Below are 16,623 nucleotides of genomic sequence, written 5' to 3' on the forward strand. Positions count from 1 at the left end.
TGCATCGGCCGGGCTCAACGCGGTCAGCAGCGGCGCAGCCTCAGCTGCGCTCAGCCGCGGTGCAGCACGGACGTCGCAGGCGAGCCGCCGATCTGCGACACGAGAGTCAGCGTGTCGCCGGCGCACGTGTACGACGCGTCGGAGACGGGCGCGCCGGCGATCTCCTGCGTGACGCTGCCCGCGTCGGTCTCCGCTCCGTCGATGGTGGCGCTGACCTGGAGGTTGTCGGTCGACTGATTCGCCGTCGTGATGCGGTCGCTCGTCGCCGAGTAGCTCCCCGTGATGTTGCCACCGATGGTCACGACGATCGTCGTGCCCGAGACGGCGGCATCCAGCTGCACCGCCGGGGTCCACGTGAAGGCGCCGTCCGCGCCGAGGGCGAGGGTCGCGGACCCCTGCGGCGTGAAGCTGACACCCGCGCCCGCGAGAGCGCCGTTGACGTCGTTGTAGAAGGCTTCGAGGTCGCTCTGGCCCATCGTCCACGTACCGACGAGGCACGCGGCGGCGTCGCCCGATGGAGACGCGGTGGGCGCCGCCGTCGCCGCGCCGGATGCCGAAGCGGAGGGCCGCGTCGACGCCGAGGATCCCGACGGGCTCGGCGAGGCCGACTCGGGCACGCACGCACTCAGTCCCAGCGTGAGCAGAGTTGCCCCGACGAGCGCGGCGACGGGGAGGAGACGGCGGAGGCGGGGAGTCGTCATGTCGTTCAGGATACGGGGCGCCCGCCGTCGGCGCGGGGGACTCGCGCGGCTAGGCTTGACCACCGTGAGCCTCGATTCCGCCGCACCCGACATCACGCGGACGCGCCGCACGTACAGCTACCTCGGGCCTGCCGGCACCTTCACCGAGGCCGCCCTCAGCCAGGTGCCCGAGGCTCGCGACCAGATCTGGCGCCCCGTGCGCAACGTCGGCGAGGCGCTCGCGGACGTCGTCGAGGGGCGCTCGGATGCCGCGATGATCGCGATCGAGAACTCCGTCGACGGCGGTGTCTCGACGGCTCAGGACGCACTTGCCACGATGCCGGGCCTGCGGATCGTGGGCGAGTATCTCGTGCCGGTGAACTTCGTGCTGGTGGCCCGCCCCGGTACACGCCTCGAGGATGTGAAGCTCCTCGCCGCCCACCCGGTCGCCTACGCGCAGTGCCTGCGGTGGCTCTCGGCGGAGCTCCCCGAGCACGCACACCTCCCCGCCGCCTCCAACGTCGCAGCGGCGGTCGGGATCGTCGACGGCCTCTCTGACGCGGATGCCGCGATCGCACCCCCCGGCATCCTCGATCATTACGACCTCGAGATGCTCGCCGAGCGCATCGGCGACAACGCGAATGCCGTCACTCGGTTCGTGCTCGTGAGCCGCACGGCCCCGGCGCCCGCGCCGACGGGGGCCGACAAGACCTCCCTCATCGTCGAGCTGCCCGAGGAGTACCCGGGCGCGCTGCTGGAGCTCCTCGAGCAGTTCGCGACGCGCGGCATCAACCTGTCGCTGCTCGCCTCACGGCCGATCGGCGACGCTCTCGGACGGTACCGGTTCGTGATCGACGCCGACGGGCACGTGCAGGACGAGCGCATGGCGGACGCTCTCCTGGGCCTGCGCCGCTTCAGCCCGAAGGTCATCTACCTCGGGTCGTATCCGCGCGCCGACCGCGCGATCGTGCACTACCCCGAGCGCTACTCCGACGATGTGTTCATCGAGGCGCGCGACTGGCTGCGGGGCCTCATCTCCGGCGAACCCGACGCCTGACCCGCGCCGCGCCCCCGCTCCGCCACCCCCCGCGAGGGTGCATTCGTTTCGCGCGAGGGTGCATTCAGGGCTCGCGATGGATTCACCCCCGGTGGGAACGAGTGCACCCCCGGTGGGAACGAGTGCACCCCCGTTGGAGAGGGGTCAGGCCGCGAGGAGTTCGAGCGTGCGCACGCGGCCGGTCGCGGCTTCCATCGCCTCGCCGTCGTAAGCACCGGCAACGGGCGAGATCATGATCTCGTCGACGCCGTGCGCAGCGGCGAAGGAGGCCAGGCGGTCACGCTGGTCCGCAGCTGCGCCGACGAACCAGCGGCGGCGCAGCGCGTCGATGAGCGGTGCGGCGAGGTGGTCGGAGCTTTCCGCGTCCCGCGCCTGCTCGACGGTCTCGAGCGCGATGAGCGGGCGCCCGCCGCGCAGCCGCGCCATCATGCGCGCCTGCGGCAGCATCCGCTCGTCGGCTTCGGCGGCGGTGTCGGCGACGACGGCGTTCGCGGTGAGGAAGGTGCGCGGTGCGTCGAGGTACGCGGACGGCTGGAAGTTCCGCCGGTACAGCTCGAGCGCGCGCTCGAGGCCTTCACCGGAGAAGTGGTTCGCGAACACGTACGGCAGTCCGAAGGCCGCCGCGAGCTGCGCCGAGTAGTCCGACGACCCGAGCAGCCAGAGCTCGGGCGCGCCGGTCGCGGCGGGCGTCGCGTGCACGCCGTAGTGGTCGTCGCCGTCGGGGCGACCTGCGAGGCGGTACCCGGCGCCCTCCGCCGACGTGAGCGCGAGGATGTCGCGGATGTGGTCGGGAAAGCGGTCGACGTCGCTCGTCGTGCCGCTCATGCGCAGCAGTTGCGTGATCACCGGGTCACTGCCCGGAGCGCGCCCGATGCCGAGGTCGACGCGACCCGGGGCGATCGCCTCGAGGGCCGCGAACTGTTCCGCCACGACGAGCGGGGCGTGGTTGGGGAGCATGACCCCACCCGAGCCGACGCGGATGCTCGTCGTGCGCGCCGCCGCCGCCGCGGCGAGGACGGGCGGTGTCGTCGAGGCGACGGCAGGCATGTTGTGGTGCTCCGCGAACCAGTAGCGGCGGTATCCCAGCTCGTCGGCGCGGGCGGCGAGCGCGAGGGAGGAGGCCACGGCCTGCGCACTGGTCTGGCCGGTGCGGACGGGAACGAGGTCGAGAACGGAGAGCGCGGGAGTCATCGCTCACGTCAACCGGCGAGGCTCAGCCGGCATTCCCCGCCCGCTTGACCGCCTCGTAGGCGTCGAGAGCCGCCTTCCTCGTTTCGGCGAGATCGACCATCGGCTCGGGGGCGTCGTCGCCGATGGCATCCGGCGCCCATTCGCGGACGTAGCGTCCGTCCGGGTCGAACTTCTTCGCCTGCAGTTCCGGGTTGAAGATGCGGAAGTAGGGCGCAGCGTCGGCGCCCGATCCGGCGACCCACTGCCAGTTGAAAGGGTTGCTCGCGGCATCCGCGTCGACGAGCGTGTCCCAGAACCACTCCTCGCCGTGACGCCAGTCGATGAGCAGGTTCTTGATGAGGAAGGATGCCGTGACCATCCGAACCCGGTTGTGCATGTACCCGGACAGCCAGAGCTCGCGCATGCCGGCATCGACGAGCGGATAGCCCGTCTCGCCGCGCTGCCACGCGCGCAGATGAGCGGGGCGCAGGCGCGGCCAGGGGAACGCGTCGAAGGCCGACCGGAGATTCTGCGTCGCGAGATCGGGGAAGTGGAACAGGGTATGCCACGCGAATTCCCGCCAGCCGAGCTCGGAGAGGAATCCGCCCACGCGCGCATCGGACGCCACCGCCGCGTGCCAGACCTGGTAGGGACTGAGCTCACCCCAGCGCAGCCGCGGAGACAGCAGAGAGGTGGCACCGCCCGCGGGCTCGTCCCGCGCCCGGTCGTAGTCGTCGGCATCGTGCCGCAGGAACTCCCGGAGGCGGGCCTTCGCGGCGACCTCACCGGGCTGCCATCGTTCGCGGAGGCCCGCCGCCCAGTCGGGCGTCGTCGGCAGCAGTCCCCACTCGTCGAGGTCGTCGGATGCCGGGTGCCGTCCCGGCCCGCGCAGCTCGCGCGGCTCGGGCAACGGCTGGCGCGGTGGCGGGAGCTGACGGCACGCCTTCCAGAACGGCGTGAAGACCCCGTACGGTGTGCCGGCGCCCGTCCGCACCGTCCACGGTTCGAACAGCACGGATGCCGCGAACGACGACACCTCGACGCCGCCCTCGCGGAGCGACTCCTTGAGTCCTGCGTCGACGGCGCGCTCGGCGCCTCCGTAGCGCCGATTCCAGTACACGGCGCCCGCGCCCGCGGCTTCGACGAGTGTCGGCAGGACGTCGGCGGCCGCACCGCGACGGAGGATCAGCACGGATCCCTTCTCGCGGAGCCGCTCGCCGAGCTCGCTGAGGCTGTGATGCAGCCACCACCGAGCAGCGCCGCCGAGCGGACGGATGCCGGGCGAGACCTCATCGAGGAGGTACACGCCGAGGACGGGCTCGCCGCGATCCGCCGCGGCGCGCAGGGCCGGGTTGTCGGCGAGGCGCAGGTCGTCGCGGAACCAGACGATCGAGGGCGAGGACATGGCGTCCATCGTGCCGGTGGGGATGCCGTGCGCGCACCCCCTTGACGACGCGGCTACAGACCCGGCACGGTGTGCCCGGCGGGCACGGCCAGGCGCAGCGCCCCGGCATCCACACGGGCGCTCACCGCCGTCGCCTCACCGAACTCGTCACCGTCGAGCTGGATGGGCTGCGCGGCTGCCGCGGCGAGCTCGACACCCGTTCCCTTCGCGTAGCGCACGGAGTTGTCCTTCGTGCGCAGGCGGAGGATGCGGCGCCCGGCGCGGAACTTCCGCAGCACGCTGTTGTCCCATGCGACGCGACGCCACACGGCGAGCCAGCCGATCGGGTTCTTGGGCTGGAAGATGACCACGTCGAGGTCGCCGTCGGCGACGGAGGCCTCGGGGATGAGTTCGAGGCCCGCCGGGAGTGACCCGCAGTTGGCGAACAGCACGCTCTGGATGTGCGCGCGGTGCATGCGATGCCCGAGCACCTGGTACATGATCGGGAACGGCTTGGCCTTGACCAGGGACTTCGCCGCACCGTCGACGTAGGCGACCCAGCCCACCTTCTTCTTCAGGTCGCCGCGCGTGTTCGCGATCATCGCGGCATCGAGGCCCATACCGCCCATGACGACGAATGCGTGCTCCTCCTTGCGGCCGTCGGCGCGCACGAGGCTCGCCCAGCCGATGTCGATCGCATGCACGTCGCCGTCGAACGCCGCGCCGACCATCGCGGCCGGGTCGGCCAGCGGCAGGTCGAGGTTCCGGGCGAGCAGATTGCCGGTCCCGCTCGGAACGATCGCGAGCGGCACGCCGGAGCGGGCCATCGCCTGGCTGACGGCGCGGACGGTGCCATCGCCGCCGGCGACGAGCACGACCGTCGCCCCGGCATCCAGTGCCTCGCGCGTCACGCCGTCACCGAGGTCGTCGACCGTCGTCTCGTAGAAGAGGGGTTCGCCCCAGCCCGACGATGCCGCCCGATCGGTCACCTCGCGGCGCAACGCCTCGGCGTCCACCTTGGTCGGGTTGTAGACGAGCGCCGCACGTCGCTCGTCGGAGGCGGCGCTTCGGGCATCGGTCATGGCTGAAGCCTAGACTGATCGGGTGATCGATCTGGCTCTCCTCCGCGACAACCCCGACCTCGTCAAGCGTTCGCAAGAGGCACGCGGCGAGTCGCCGGAGACGGTGGATGCCGCGCTCGAGGCCGATCGCGTGCGTCGCGCCGCGATCACCGCATTCGAGGAACTGCGCGCCGAGCAGAACGCGCACGGAAAGCTCGTCGCGAAGGCCCCGAAAGAGGACAAGCCCGCGCTCGTCGCGCAGGCGAAAGATCTCAGCGACCGCGTGAAGGCCGCGCAGGCGGCGGTCACCGACGCCGAGACCGAGGCCGAGGCCACCCTCGGGCGTATCGAGAACATCGTCATCGACGGAGTGCCGGCCGGCGGCGAAGACGATTTCGTCACCCTGCGTACGCACGGCGAACCGCGCGACTTCGACTTCGAGCCGCTCGACCACCTCGCCCTCGGCGAGAAGCTCGGCGCGATCGACATGGAGCGCGGCACCAAGGTGTCGGGGTCGCGCTTCTACTTCCTCACCGGTATCGGCGCACGCCTCGAATACGCCCTCATGTCTCTCGCGCTCCAGCGCGCCGTGGATGCCGGTTTCATCCCCATGATCCCGCCGACGCTCGTGCGGCCCGAGATCATGCGCGGCACGGGGTTCCTCGGCCAGCACGCCGACGAGGTCTACAAGCTCGAGGCCGACGACCTGTACCTCGTCGGGACGAGCGAGGTGCCGCTCGCCGGCTACCACATGGGCGAGATCCTCGATCTGGCATCCGGCGCGAAGCGCTACGCGGGCTGGTCGACCTGCTACCGCCGCGAGGCGGGGTCGTACGGCAAGGACACGCGCGGCATCATCCGCGTGCACCAGTTCAACAAGCTCGAGATGTTCGTCTACACGACGCCGGAGGATGCCGAGGCGGAGCACCTGCGCCTCGTCGCGCTGCAGGAGCAGATGCTGCAGGATCTCGGCCTCAGCTACCGCGTCATCGACGTCGCGGCGGGCGACCTCGGCTCTTCGGCCGCGCGCAAGTACGACGTCGAGGCCTGGGTGCCGACGCAGGGCGCGTACCGCGAGCTCACCTCGACGTCGAACTGCACGAGCTACCAGGCGCGCCGCCTCGACGTGCGGTATCGCCCCGCGCCGGACGCGAAGACGGCGCCGGTCGCGACGCTCAACGGCACGCTCGCGACGACGCGGTGGATCGTCGCGATCCTGGAGACGCATCAGAAGGCGGACGGGTCGGTCGTGATCCCCGAGGTGCTGCGACCGTATCTCGGCGGGATCGCGGTCGCGGAGCCGATAGCGTGACGGGCGGCGAGTCCCCGCTGCCGCCGACGGGCTCCATCGAGGTCGTGAAGCCGCGGAAGGCGGCGAAGCTCGTCGAGGGGATCGCCGCGGATGCCGAGAATCCCGCGGTCCGCACCGAACCTCTCCTCATCGCGCTCGACGTCGACGGCACTGTGCTGCTCGAGGACGAGACGCTGAGCCCGGGTGTCGTCGAGGCGATCGCCCACGCGCATCGTGCGGGGCACGAGGTCATGCTCGCGACGGGGCGGTCGTGGGAGGGGACTCGCGGCATCCAGCACGTCCTGGACCTCGCGCCGGAGTACGCGGTCTGCTCGAACGGGGCCGTCATCATGAAGCGCGTCTCGGGAGACCTGGGCGAGGAGAGCGTGTACGAGCGCTTCCACGTCGAGACTTTCGACCCCGCCGACGTCCTGGCACACCTGCGCGATCACCTTCCGCACGCGAAGTACCTCGTCGAACTCGCCGACGGCGCGCGGCTGTACACCGAACCGATGGACGACTGGAACCTGGTCCACGCTCGGCGCGTGACGTTCGCCGAGCTGTCGGCGCAGCCCGTATGCCGCGTCGTGGTCGTCTCGCCGGACGAGTCCGACGGGGATTTCCTGTCGCTCGTCGATCGGATCGGGCTCACCCAGGTGTCGTACGCCGTCGGCTGGTCGGCGTGGCTCGACATCGCTCCGCAGGGGGTGGACAAGTCGACCGCGCTCGAGAAGGTGCGCACATGGCTCGGCATCCCCGCCGATCGCGTGCTCGTCATGGGCGACGGGCGCAACGACGTGGGAATGTTCCGGTGGGCGCTCGAGCATGGCGGCCGGGCGATCGCGATGGGCCAGGGGCCCGACGAAGTGCGTCGCGAGGCGGGGGAGACGACGGCATCCGTCCATTCCGGCGGCGTCGCCGACGTGCTCCGCGCCCTCTGACCGTCCGTACAGGGGCCGCTCAGGCGCGCACGGGAAGATGAGGGGTCGGGCTCGACTAGACTCTCCCTGCTGTACGGGGAGGGTTGTCCGAGCGGCCGATGGACCTGGTCTTGAAAACCAGTGGGCAGCAATGTCCCGTGGGTTCGAATCCCACACCCTCCGCTTTTCGTCGAAAGGACACCCGTGAGCGCACGCAGTGATCGCGCGCGACGGACGCCCGTTGCCCGGCACGGCATCCTCCGTTCCCCGAACCCCCTTCTGCAGGTGCTGACGGTGCTCGGCGCGATCGTCGCGGTCGCTGTCATCAGTGTGAGTGCGGTCGGCGCGTTCGCGGTGTGGGATGCCGCGCGTGCCGTCGAAGCGGCCGGTGTGTCGATCGGCGACGACGACTCCCAGCTCCCGCCGTCGATCGGAGAGATCGAGGGCGGCGTCAATCTGCTGCTCGTGGGCACCGACTCGTGCGACGGGGCCAACGCGGCGCTGTCGGGCGCGTGTCAGAACGGCGACACGGAGGGAGAGCGCAACGACGTGACGATGCTCGTGCACATCAGCGACGAGCCGCGGCGCGTGACTGTCGTCTCGTTCCCGCGCGACATGATCGTGCCGATCCCGGCGTGCACAGGCGAGGACGGCACTCAGTATTCGGCGATGAGCGCGCAGATGCTGAACGTCTCGTATATGTACGGCGGCTTGGCGTGCTCGGTCGCGACGGTCGAGCAGCTCACGGGTGTCGACATCACATACGCGGGCGCGATCCGCTGGACCGGCGTCATCAACATGTCCGATGCGATCGGTGGCGTGGACGTCTGTGTCGCAGACGACATCAGCGATGAGCACACGGGACTCAATCTGACGGCGGGGGAGCACACCCTGCAAGGGGTCGAAGCGCTGCAGTTCCTGCGCATCCGTCACGGCATCGGCGACGGCTCCGACCTCGGGCGCATCTCGAACCAGCAGCAGTTCATGAGTTCTCTCGTGCGGAAGCTGCAGTCCGGCGGCGTGCTCGGCAACCCCGCGACCTTGCTCAATCTCGCGACCACGGCGGTGCAGCAGGTCAACGACAACCAGCTCGTGCTGAGCAAGTCCCTCGCCAACCCGCAGCGGATGGTGCAGATCGCGATGGCTCTGCGTGCCGTGCCGTATGAGGACATCGCTTTCGTCCAGTATCCGACCGCGTATGCGTCCGATGGCTCGCGTGTCGTGCCGCTCGAGGATGCCGCGTCGGTGCTCTTCGACGCGCTCGCCGCCAACCAGCCGATCCAGCTCACCGGGTCGACGAGCGACGGCTACGGCACCGCCGTGGTCGGCGAGGCCGACCAGGCGACGACCGATCCGACTGCGACGCCCGATCCGACCGCGACGGATGCGGTGGTGCCGGATGCCGGAGCGACGGAGGCGCCCGTCGTTCTGCCGCCGACGATCACGGGGCAGACCGCCAAGCAGGTGACCTGCACGCAGGCGCAGCGCTGATCGCCGCACTCGCGTGGTTCGGTCGGAGGGCCGCGACCGGTTATGATTGCCGGGTGCGTTCGCGCGGCTCCGGCAGCTGAACGCCTGGAGACGTCGCATAGTCAGGCCTAGTGCACCACCCTGCTAAGGTGGAGTCCCCTTACGGGGACCGAGGGTTCAAATCCCTCCGTCTCCGCTCTGAGATTCAGGCTCGAAACCCGCGGAATTTCGCGGGTTTTCTGCTTTCCAGCCGGGGTGCCGAAACCGCTTCTGCCACGTTTCTGCCACGAATCGTCACCGATGTCCTGAGACACGGCAGTCCTGAGAGATGACAGCGGGGACATGACGGTCGGCGCAACAGCGGCGACGGCTTCGCGGCCGGCCTTCCGGAACGTGGTTCTCCGACCCGGTCGTTCAGTTGTGGCTGCTAGACCCAGCGGGTATCGGTGGTGGAGGCGAGATTCACGCTAGATCCGTTGAGGATCGCTCCGCGCATGTCCGCGCCGTCGAGCTTGGTCCCCTTCAGATCCACCGTGGTGAGGTTTGCTCGACGCATGTCGGCCTTGGAGAGGTTGGCGCCACCGAGTCGCGCCTTGGTGAAGTCCGCGCCCTGCAGGTTGGTGTGGCTGAGGTCTGCATCGCGAAGGTCGCAGCCAGCGAAGTTGAGGGTCGCCCCGTCGAGCACTGCCTTGGTGAGTCTGGCGCCGTAGAAGCTGTAAGCCTGCTCTCGCGAGAGTGACGTGCCTTCGAAGTGCGCTCCGCTCAAGTTCGCTCCCTCGAGGTTGGCCCCACCGAGTCGCGCCTTCGTGAAGTCCGCGCCCTGCAGGTTGGTGTGGCTGAGGTTTGCATCGCGAAGGTCGCAGCCAGCGAAGTTGAGGGTCGCCCCGTCGAGCACTGCCTTGGTGAGTCTGGCGCCGTAGAAGCTGAAGGCCTGCTCTCGCGAGAGTGACGTGCCTTCGAAGTGCGCTCCGCTCAAGTTCGCTCCCTCGAGGTTGGCCCCACCGAGTCGCGCCTTGGTGAAGTCCGCGCCGATGAGGCAGGCGCCTTTGAAGTTGGCATCTTCGAGGTTGGCGTCGCTGAAGTTAGCGCCAGAAAGGTCAGCGTTCGAGAAATTCATGCGCCGTAAGTCCGCCCCCGAAAAGTCGACCGCGATTATCGGTGCGTTCTCATCGGAGTCTTCCAATTGGGTAGACCGCTGCTCCGTATCGTCTGCCAACTGGACCACGGCTCACCGGCGACAATGCCCGCACCGCCCGCGCTCTCGCTGCGCAGGCAGGGATCGATGACGTGCGCGCCGAGCTGCGCCCGGAGGACAAGGCCGCCGCGATCGCAGAGTTCGGTGCGAAGGGGCCGGTCGCGATGATCGGCGACGGCATCAACGACGCCCCTGCGCTGGCCGCCGCGGACATCGGGATCGCGATGGGCGCGACGGGCTCCGACGCCGCGATCGAGTCGGCCGACGTGGCCTTCACCGGTCACGATCTGCGGCTTCTGCCGCGCGCGTTCGACCACGCCCGTCGGGGGCGGCACATCATCAACCAGAACATCATCTTGTCGCTGCTGATCATCACCGTGCTGCTCCCGCTGGCCCTGTTCGGCGTCCTGGGCCTCGCCGCCGTGGTCCTGGTGCACGAGATCGCCGAGGTCGTCGTCATCCTCAACGGCCTGCGCGCCGCCGGGACTCGGAAGGAGCCGAGCGCATGAAGGTCGAACTCCTGCACATCGTCGACTGCCCGAACACGGACATCGCCGAAACCAACGCACGCGCAGCGCTGGACGCTCTCGGGCTCGGGGGCGTTCCTGTAGAGCTGGTGACGATCCGAACGGAGGCCGAGGCGGCGAACACCCAGTTCGGAGGCTCGCCCACGATCCTCCTCGACGGCGTCGACCTGTTCCCGACGACCCCGGCTCGCTCGCTGGCGTGCCGGGTCTACGCGACAGGAAGCGGGTACGCCGGAGCGCCCACGCAGGAGCAGATCGAAGCAGCGCTGCGAGGCGCATCCCGGTAGAGCGAGAACGACCGGTGACGCGATCACTGGGTCACACCTCACGGCAAAGCGGTGTTCGCCGTAAAGTTCGCGGACCCGGAAACACACCGGAGGGGCAGGGCCATTGGCCTCTGCCCCTCCGGTGCTCGCAGCTCGTCAGGCGAGTAGTTCGGCGAGGAGAGTCTCGACGCGGGCCTTGATGTCGTCGCGGATCGGGCGCACCGACTCGATGCCCTGCCCCGCCGGGTCCTCGAGCTTCCAGTCCTCGTACCGCTTGCCCGGGAAGAACGGGCACGCGTCGCCGCAACCCATGGTGATCACGACGTCGGAGTCCTGCACCGCTTCGGTGGTGAGCACCTTCGGCTGCTCGGCGGTGATGTCGATGCCTTCCTCGCGCATCGCCTCGACCGCGACGGGGTTGATCTGGTCGGCGGGCATGGACCCGGCGGAGCGGACCTCGACGCGGTCGCCCGCGAGCTCGCGGAGATAACCGGCGGCCATCTGGGAGCGGCCGGCGTTGTGGACGCAGACGAAGAGGACGGAGGGCTTCTGGTCGGTCATTGTTGTTCGCTTCTTTCAGTCGGTGAGGGTGGCGAGGAGGTCGCGGACGCGGCCCTCGATGTCGTGGCGGATCGCGTCGACCCCTTCCGGGGAAGCGAGAGCCGGGTCGCCGACGGCCCAGTCCTCGTACCGGACCCCGGGGATGATCGGGCAGACGTCCCCGCAGCCCATGGTGACCACCACGTCGGCCGCGCGCACAGCGTCGTCGGTGAGGGGCTTCGGGAACGCATCCCCGGCGTCTTGCTCGCCTTCGATCTCTACGAGCAGCGACCTCACGTGCGGATGCACGTCGACCGCCGGCGTCGACCCAGCGGACCGCGCGACGACCTTGCCACCTGCGAGCTGGTTGACGATCGCGGCGGCGAGCTGCGAGCGGCCCGCGTTCTGCACGCAGACGAACAGCACCTGCGGCACCCCGGCCGAACGGTCCCGCGTCAGGTCGGCCAGGCGCTGCCGGGCGAACCGTTCGGTCAGCGGGATCATGTGCGCCGTCAGCTTCGCCGAACGCACCAGGCCGGCGTAGGACTCGCGCACGATCGCGATCACGAGATCCCGGTTCAGCCCGGTCAGCTCGTCGGCGAGCTCATCGGCGAGGCGGGTCACGCGGGCGTCCATCTGCTGCAGGGCCTCGGCCCGTGCTGCGGTGTCCTCGGGCTCGTCGGTGACGGCCGCGGCGGGAGCGAACGCGTCGAGCAGGGCCGCGACGGCGCGCTGCTTGCCCGGGGCGATGCGGTAGTACACCCAGGTGCCGCGCCGCTCGGACAGCAGCATCCCGGTCTCCTTCAGCACCTTCAAGTGGTGCGACACGGTCGGCTGGGACACCTCGGCGAGGTCCGCGAGGTCGCACACGCAGGACTCGCCGCGCGGGTCGGTCGCGATCGCGGAGAGCATCCGCAGCCGCAGCGGGTCAGCGAGCGCTTTCAGCGCCCCGGCCACGGTCGTGGCGGCCTCGGTGCCGATCGCATGCGCCGTGGACGGTGCGCACGCGTCGGCGTCAGAGATGACGGTCGTGTCGGTCATGACGTCCTCGATTCGGTGGCGTAGGGGTCGGTGTGGAACCAGGCCTTCGCGGCCCAGAGCGAGACGTAGACCAGGCCCACGAGCACGGGCACTTCGATGAGCGGGCCGACGACCCCGGCCAAGGCCTGGCCGGATGCCGCGCCGAAGGTGCCGATCGCGACCGCGATGGCGAGCTCGAAGTTGTTGCCCGCGGCGGTGAACGCGAGCGTCGTGGAGCGCGCGTAGCCCAGGCCGAGGGCTTTGCCGAGCAGGATCCCGGCGAACCACATCAGCGCGAAGTAGACCAGCAGCGGCAGCGCGATGCGGGCGACGTCCATCGGGTGGGAGGTGACCTGTTCGCCCTGCAGGGCGAACAGCAGCACGATCGTGAACAGCAGCCCGTAGAGCGCCCACGGCCCGATCCTGGGGAGGAACTTCTCCTCGTACCAGTCGCGCCCCTTGCGCTTCTCGCCGACAAAGCGGGACGCGAACCCGGCCGCCAACGGGATCCCGAGGAAGACGAGAACGTTCAGCGCGATCTGCCAGACCGAGATCTCCAGACCCTGCGCGTCCAGGCCCAGCCAGCCCGGCAGCACGGTCAGGTAGAACCAGCCCAGCACCGAGAACATCACGACCTGGAAGACCGAGTTGATCGCGACCAGCACCGCGGTCGCCTCCCGGTCACCGCACGCGAGATCGTTCCAGATCACGACCATCGCGATGCAGCGGGCGAGACCCACGATGATCAGCCCGGTCCGGTACTCCGGCAGGTCCGGCAGGAAGATCCACGCGAGCGCGAACATCACCGCAGGCCCCACCAGCCAGTTCAGCAGCAGCGAGGAGACAAGAAGCTTCTTGTCTCCGGTCACGGCGGCGATCTTGTCGTAGCGGACCTTCGCGAGCACCGGGTACATCATCACCAGCAGGCCCAGCCCGATCGGGATCGAGATCCCGCCGACCTCCATCGCGGACAGCGCGTCCGAGAGCGCGGGCACGAAACGGCCGAGCAGGAGGCCGACGACCATCGCGAGGCCGATCCACAGCGGAAGCCACTTGTCGAGGGTGGAGAGCCGCTTCGGGGCGGTCCGGGTCAAGGTGTCGGTCATGCGAGCAGCTCCTCGATCTTCGCGATGTAGACGGGCTTCGGGTGCGCGCCGATCAGCACGTCCACGCGTTCCCCGTCCCGGTAGAACCCGAGGGTCGGGATCGAGGTCACCCCTGCCGCGGCCACGGTCTCGGGGTTCTGGTCGGCGTCGACCTTCACGATCTTCACCCGGCCCGCGTACTCGACGGCGAGCTGGTCCAGGATCGGGGCGATCGCCCTGCACGGGCCGCACCAGGTCGCCCAGATGTCGACCACGACGGGCAGCCCGGACTCGATCACCTCAGCCCGGAAAGTAGCGTCGGTGACAGGGGTGACGGTGCTCATGCGGAGACCTCCAAAGCAAGCTCGGAAACGGTGGCGGGTGCGAGGTTCGACAGGTAGTGCTGGGCGTCCTGCGCGGCCGCGCAGCCGGTGCCCGCGGCGGTGATCGCCTGCCGGTACGTGTGATCGACGAGATCCCCGGCCGCGAACACCCCGGCCAGGTTCGTCCGCGTCGACGGGTGCGCGACCCGCACATACCCGTCCGCGTCGGTGTCGACCTGCCCGGTCACGAGCTCGGAACGCGGGTCGTGCCCGATCGCGACGAACACCCCCGTCGCGTCGAGCGTGCGCTCGGCCCCGGTGACGGTGTCGCGCAGCGTGAGCCCGGTGACCTGCTCATCGCCGAGGATCGCGGCGACCTCACTGTTCCAGGCGACCTCGATCTTCGGGTCCTCCAGCACGCGCTGCGCCATGATCCTCGACGCGCGGAACTCGTCCCGGCGGTGCACGACGGTCACCTTCGACGCGAACCGGGTGAGAAACAGGGCCTCCTCCATCGCGGAGTCCCCGCCGCCGACCACGACGATCTCCTGCTCGCGGAAGAAGAACCCGTCGCACGTCGCGCACCACGACACCCCGTGCCCCGACAGGCGCTCCTCCTCGGGAAGGCCGAGCTTGCGGTACGCGGAACCCATCGTCAGGACCACCGCCCGCGCCCGATACGTCGCCCCGGCACCGGTCTCGATGGTCTTCACGTCGCCGTCGAGCTCGAGGCGGACCGCATCTTCGTAGACGATCCGAGCACCGAACCGCTCGGCCTGCGCCCGCATCGACTCCATCAGCTCCGGCCCCTGCACGCCATCGACGAAGCCCGGGAAGTTCTCCACCTCCGTCGTCGTCATCAGCGCACCGCCCGCAGTCACCGAACCCGCGATCACCACCGGCGCGAGACCCGCACGCGCCGCGTAGACCGCCGCCATGTATCCCGCGGGACCGGACCCGACGATGACCAGCTCGACTTCTTGATTCGACATGCTTCTATATTGACAGATATCGAATCAGTCCGCGAGCCTGCGAGGGCTTTGTCACCGGATGTTCACCTACCGGCTCAGGCAGGGGCCGCCAACACCCTTCGCGCGTGACCTCCGCATCATCGATGAAAAAGGCGCGAAAAGTGCACTCTTCAACAATCGGACCTACCAGTAAGGGGAGGCCGCTGTCTGCGACGCTTCGAGACTTCAACGACAAGGTGGTGAAGGGTGCGATCTCCGTCGGGGGCAAGGCGACCGACTACCTTGAGGATCGCCCGAAGGTCGCGAGCGCCGTTGCTCACAGCAGGAAGACCGTTGCGAAGGGCGCTAGGAAGGTTGGAGCCGCAGCGGCGAGGGTGAGCGATGCGGTGCCCGATGGTGTCGCGGATTGGGCTGGGGCGGCGCTCGATTCCGCAAAGACAACGGCCGCGCGTGCTTCGCGCGCGGGCCTGTCGGCAAAGCGAGTGGTCGATCTCCACAAGCGCAAGGGGCACGAGGTCGAGGATCTGGCGGATGTACGACGTCTGGATCTGAAGCAGGTAGACAAGGTCGGCCGCCACGGTACGGACCTCTACTATCCAGGTATCGCGGCGCTCTCAGGCGCGGGCACCGGACTCGTAATCTCGGGTGGTCAGCTGGTCACCGTGGCGTCCGCGGGCGCGGGAGCCGCACCCTCTGCCGGAGCGGTCGTTGGTGCGGTTGCCGCCGATGCGGCCGCCGTGCTCACGCTCGCCACGCGAGCCGTCGGACACGTCGCCCTGCTGTATGGCTACGACCCCGAAGACCCGAACGAGAAAATCTTTGCTCTATCGGTTGTGAATACCGGGACCGCCGTTTCTGCGACCGCCAAGACTGCAGCCCTGGCGGATGTCTCTCGGCTCACCCAGGCCCTCGTGCGTGGCAAGACGTGGGACGCACTCAACAAGAGCGTGATCTCCAAAGTCAGTGGACAGTTCGCGAAGGCATTCGGGGTTCGTCTCACGAAGAAGAGTTTGGGCAAGTTCGTCCCGGTCGTGGGCATCCTGCTCGGTGGCACATTCAACTGGGCGACGTTGGAGGGAATCTTCGACGCGGCGGACGTCGCGTACAGGCGCCGATTCCTCGCCGAGAAGTATCCACAGTTGATCGCAGAAGCCCCGATCGATATGCGAGTCGTTGAAGATGAGGAACATGACGTGGACGACGAGCGCATTAGCGTGCTCGAGGAGCTAGCAGATGCCGGGGGACCAGATCTGCTCGGCCGTGAGGGACCGCGGGCGTAGGTGGCGCCACCGCTGCCACGTTTTTGCCACAAATTGAACTCAACTCACCTGATCGAGGGGCCTATCGCGACATCAGATTCCGCGCATTCATGCGATTTCGATCAGCCCAATTGCCATCGGCGCGATTTCAAATCCCTCCGTCTCCGCCCTAAAAATGCCAGATCAGAGGCTATTTTCATCCGCTTCTGCCACGAAAACTGCCATTTCTGCCACGTTCTCGACGTGGTCCATGTTGAGCACTCTCACGGTTCTGCGGCGTACTGCTGAGCGTTCTGCTTACTTCGCGCTACTCCGTCGCCTCGTATCGACCGTGTGAGCGCGAGACCGGGAGCGCGAATCCCTCCGTCTCCTCGGGATGGGTTCTGCCGCGATGCCTCTGATGG

16 protein-coding genes, 2 tRNA genes and 1 pseudogene are annotated in these 16,623 nt (G+C 68.9%); 9 read left to right on the forward strand and 10 right to left on the reverse strand.

Going from position 1 to position 16,623, the window contains the following annotated elements:
- Nucleotides 1-50: 50 nt before the first annotated feature.
- A complete protein-coding gene (locus WFI52_RS10580) occupies nucleotides 51-701 on the reverse strand; it encodes a hypothetical protein (protein WP_336626345.1) in 651 nt (216 codons plus the stop codon).
- Between the two features lie 64 nt (nucleotides 702-765).
- Between WFI52_RS10580 and pheA the strand changes: the two genes are divergently transcribed.
- Nucleotides 766-1,737: a prephenate dehydratase gene (gene pheA, locus WFI52_RS10585; RefSeq protein ID WP_336626344.1), complete on the forward strand. Its 972-nt coding sequence runs from the start codon at nucleotides 766-768 to the stop codon at nucleotides 1,735-1,737.
- A 144-nt stretch (nucleotides 1,738-1,881) separates the two neighbouring features.
- Here pheA and WFI52_RS10590 read toward each other — a convergent pair whose 3' ends face one another.
- The 3 genes from WFI52_RS10590 to WFI52_RS10600 are packed head-to-tail and all read right to left on the reverse strand — an operon-like array spanning nucleotide 1,882 to nucleotide 5,373.
- Nucleotides 1,882-2,928: an LLM class flavin-dependent oxidoreductase gene (locus WFI52_RS10590; RefSeq protein ID WP_336626343.1), complete on the reverse strand. Its 1,047-nt coding sequence runs from the start codon at nucleotides 2,926-2,928 to the stop codon at nucleotides 1,882-1,884.
- 22 nt (nucleotides 2,929-2,950) lie between these two features.
- Complete coding sequence (locus WFI52_RS10595) at nucleotides 2,951-4,312, reverse strand: cryptochrome/photolyase family protein (protein ID WP_336626342.1); 1,362 nt, start codon at nucleotides 4,310-4,312, stop codon at nucleotides 2,951-2,953.
- A 53-nt stretch (nucleotides 4,313-4,365) separates the two neighbouring features.
- Nucleotides 4,366-5,373 (reverse strand): diacylglycerol/lipid kinase family protein, encoded by a 1,008-nt coding sequence (locus WFI52_RS10600; protein ID WP_336626341.1) that lies wholly within the window; start codon nucleotides 5,371-5,373, stop codon nucleotides 4,366-4,368.
- Between the two features lie 22 nt (nucleotides 5,374-5,395).
- On the opposite strand from WFI52_RS10600, the gene serS reads away from it, so the two are divergent.
- From serS to WFI52_RS10625, 5 genes are all read left to right on the forward strand, one after another.
- Nucleotides 5,396-6,664 (forward strand): serine--tRNA ligase, encoded by a 1,269-nt coding sequence (gene serS, locus WFI52_RS10605; RefSeq protein ID WP_336626340.1) that lies wholly within the window; start codon nucleotides 5,396-5,398, stop codon nucleotides 6,662-6,664.
- Nucleotides 6,661-7,584, forward strand: coding sequence for an HAD family hydrolase (locus WFI52_RS10610; RefSeq protein WP_336626339.1), 924 nt, complete (start codon nucleotides 6,661-6,663; stop codon nucleotides 7,582-7,584). The genes serS and WFI52_RS10610 overlap by 4 nt, the downstream gene beginning before the upstream one ends.
- Before the next feature lie 77 nt (nucleotides 7,585-7,661).
- A tRNA-Ser gene (locus tag WFI52_RS10615) sits at nucleotides 7,662-7,746 on the forward strand.
- Between the two features lie 21 nt (nucleotides 7,747-7,767).
- Nucleotides 7,768-9,054, forward strand: a complete 1,287-nt coding sequence (locus WFI52_RS10620) for an LCP family protein (protein ID WP_336626338.1) — start codon at nucleotides 7,768-7,770, stop codon at nucleotides 9,052-9,054.
- Between the two features lie 86 nt (nucleotides 9,055-9,140).
- Nucleotides 9,141-9,229 (forward strand) — tRNA-Ser (locus WFI52_RS10625).
- 231 nt (nucleotides 9,230-9,460) lie between these two features.
- Here the strand turns inward: WFI52_RS10625 and WFI52_RS10630 are convergent.
- Nucleotides 9,461-10,216, reverse strand: a complete 756-nt coding sequence (locus tag WFI52_RS10630; RefSeq protein ID WP_336637411.1) for a pentapeptide repeat-containing protein — start codon at nucleotides 10,214-10,216, stop codon at nucleotides 9,461-9,463.
- A 44-nt stretch (nucleotides 10,217-10,260) separates the two neighbouring features.
- Between WFI52_RS10630 and WFI52_RS10635 the strand changes: the two are divergent.
- Together WFI52_RS10635 and WFI52_RS10640 are read left to right on the forward strand one after the other, a co-directional pair.
- Nucleotides 10,261-10,737: pseudogene (locus tag WFI52_RS10635) on the forward strand (HAD-IC family P-type ATPase); the annotation flags it as partial.
- Entirely contained in the window at nucleotides 10,734-11,042 is a 309-nt protein-coding gene (locus WFI52_RS10640) for a hypothetical protein (protein WP_336626336.1), read from the forward strand. The pseudogene WFI52_RS10635 and the gene WFI52_RS10640, both read left to right, overlap by 4 nt.
- 135 nt (nucleotides 11,043-11,177) lie before the next feature.
- On the opposite strand, the gene WFI52_RS10645 is transcribed toward WFI52_RS10640, so the two are convergent.
- The 5 genes from WFI52_RS10645 to trxB are packed head-to-tail and all read right to left on the reverse strand — an operon-like array spanning nucleotide 11,178 to nucleotide 14,981.
- Nucleotides 11,178-11,582 carry an arsenate reductase ArsC gene (locus WFI52_RS10645; protein WP_336626335.1) on the reverse strand — a complete coding sequence of 135 codons (405 nt, stop codon included), beginning with the start codon at nucleotides 11,580-11,582 and terminating at the stop codon, nucleotides 11,178-11,180.
- Nucleotides 11,583-11,597: 15 nt separating this feature from the next.
- Nucleotides 11,598-12,602 (reverse strand): metalloregulator ArsR/SmtB family transcription factor, encoded by a 1,005-nt coding sequence (locus WFI52_RS10650; RefSeq protein ID WP_336626334.1) that lies wholly within the window; start codon nucleotides 12,600-12,602, stop codon nucleotides 11,598-11,600.
- Nucleotides 12,599-13,687, reverse strand: a complete 1,089-nt coding sequence (gene arsB, locus WFI52_RS10655; RefSeq protein WP_336626333.1) for an ACR3 family arsenite efflux transporter — start codon at nucleotides 13,685-13,687, stop codon at nucleotides 12,599-12,601. Before arsB ends, WFI52_RS10650 begins: the two co-directional genes overlap by 4 nt.
- The gene (gene trxA, locus WFI52_RS10660; protein WP_336626332.1) at nucleotides 13,684-14,010 is read right to left on the reverse strand and encodes a thioredoxin; all 327 of its coding nucleotides are present in this window, start codon (nucleotides 14,008-14,010) and stop codon (nucleotides 13,684-13,686) included. Before trxA ends, arsB begins: the two co-directional genes overlap by 4 nt.
- A complete protein-coding gene (gene trxB, locus WFI52_RS10665; protein WP_336626331.1) occupies nucleotides 14,007-14,981 on the reverse strand; it encodes a thioredoxin-disulfide reductase in 975 nt (324 codons plus the stop codon). The genes trxA and trxB overlap by 4 nt, the downstream gene beginning before the upstream one ends.
- A gap of 104 nt (nucleotides 14,982-15,085) precedes the next feature.
- Between trxB and WFI52_RS10670 the strand changes: the two genes are divergently transcribed.
- Complete coding sequence (locus tag WFI52_RS10670) at nucleotides 15,086-16,240, forward strand: EcsC family protein (RefSeq protein ID WP_336626330.1); 1,155 nt, start codon at nucleotides 15,086-15,088, stop codon at nucleotides 16,238-16,240.
- Nucleotides 16,241-16,623: the final 383 nt, after the last annotated feature.

This window comes from Microbacterium sp. MMO-20 (genome assembly GCF_037147735.1).
GTDB lineage: Bacteria > Actinomycetota > Actinomycetes > Actinomycetales > Microbacteriaceae > Microbacterium.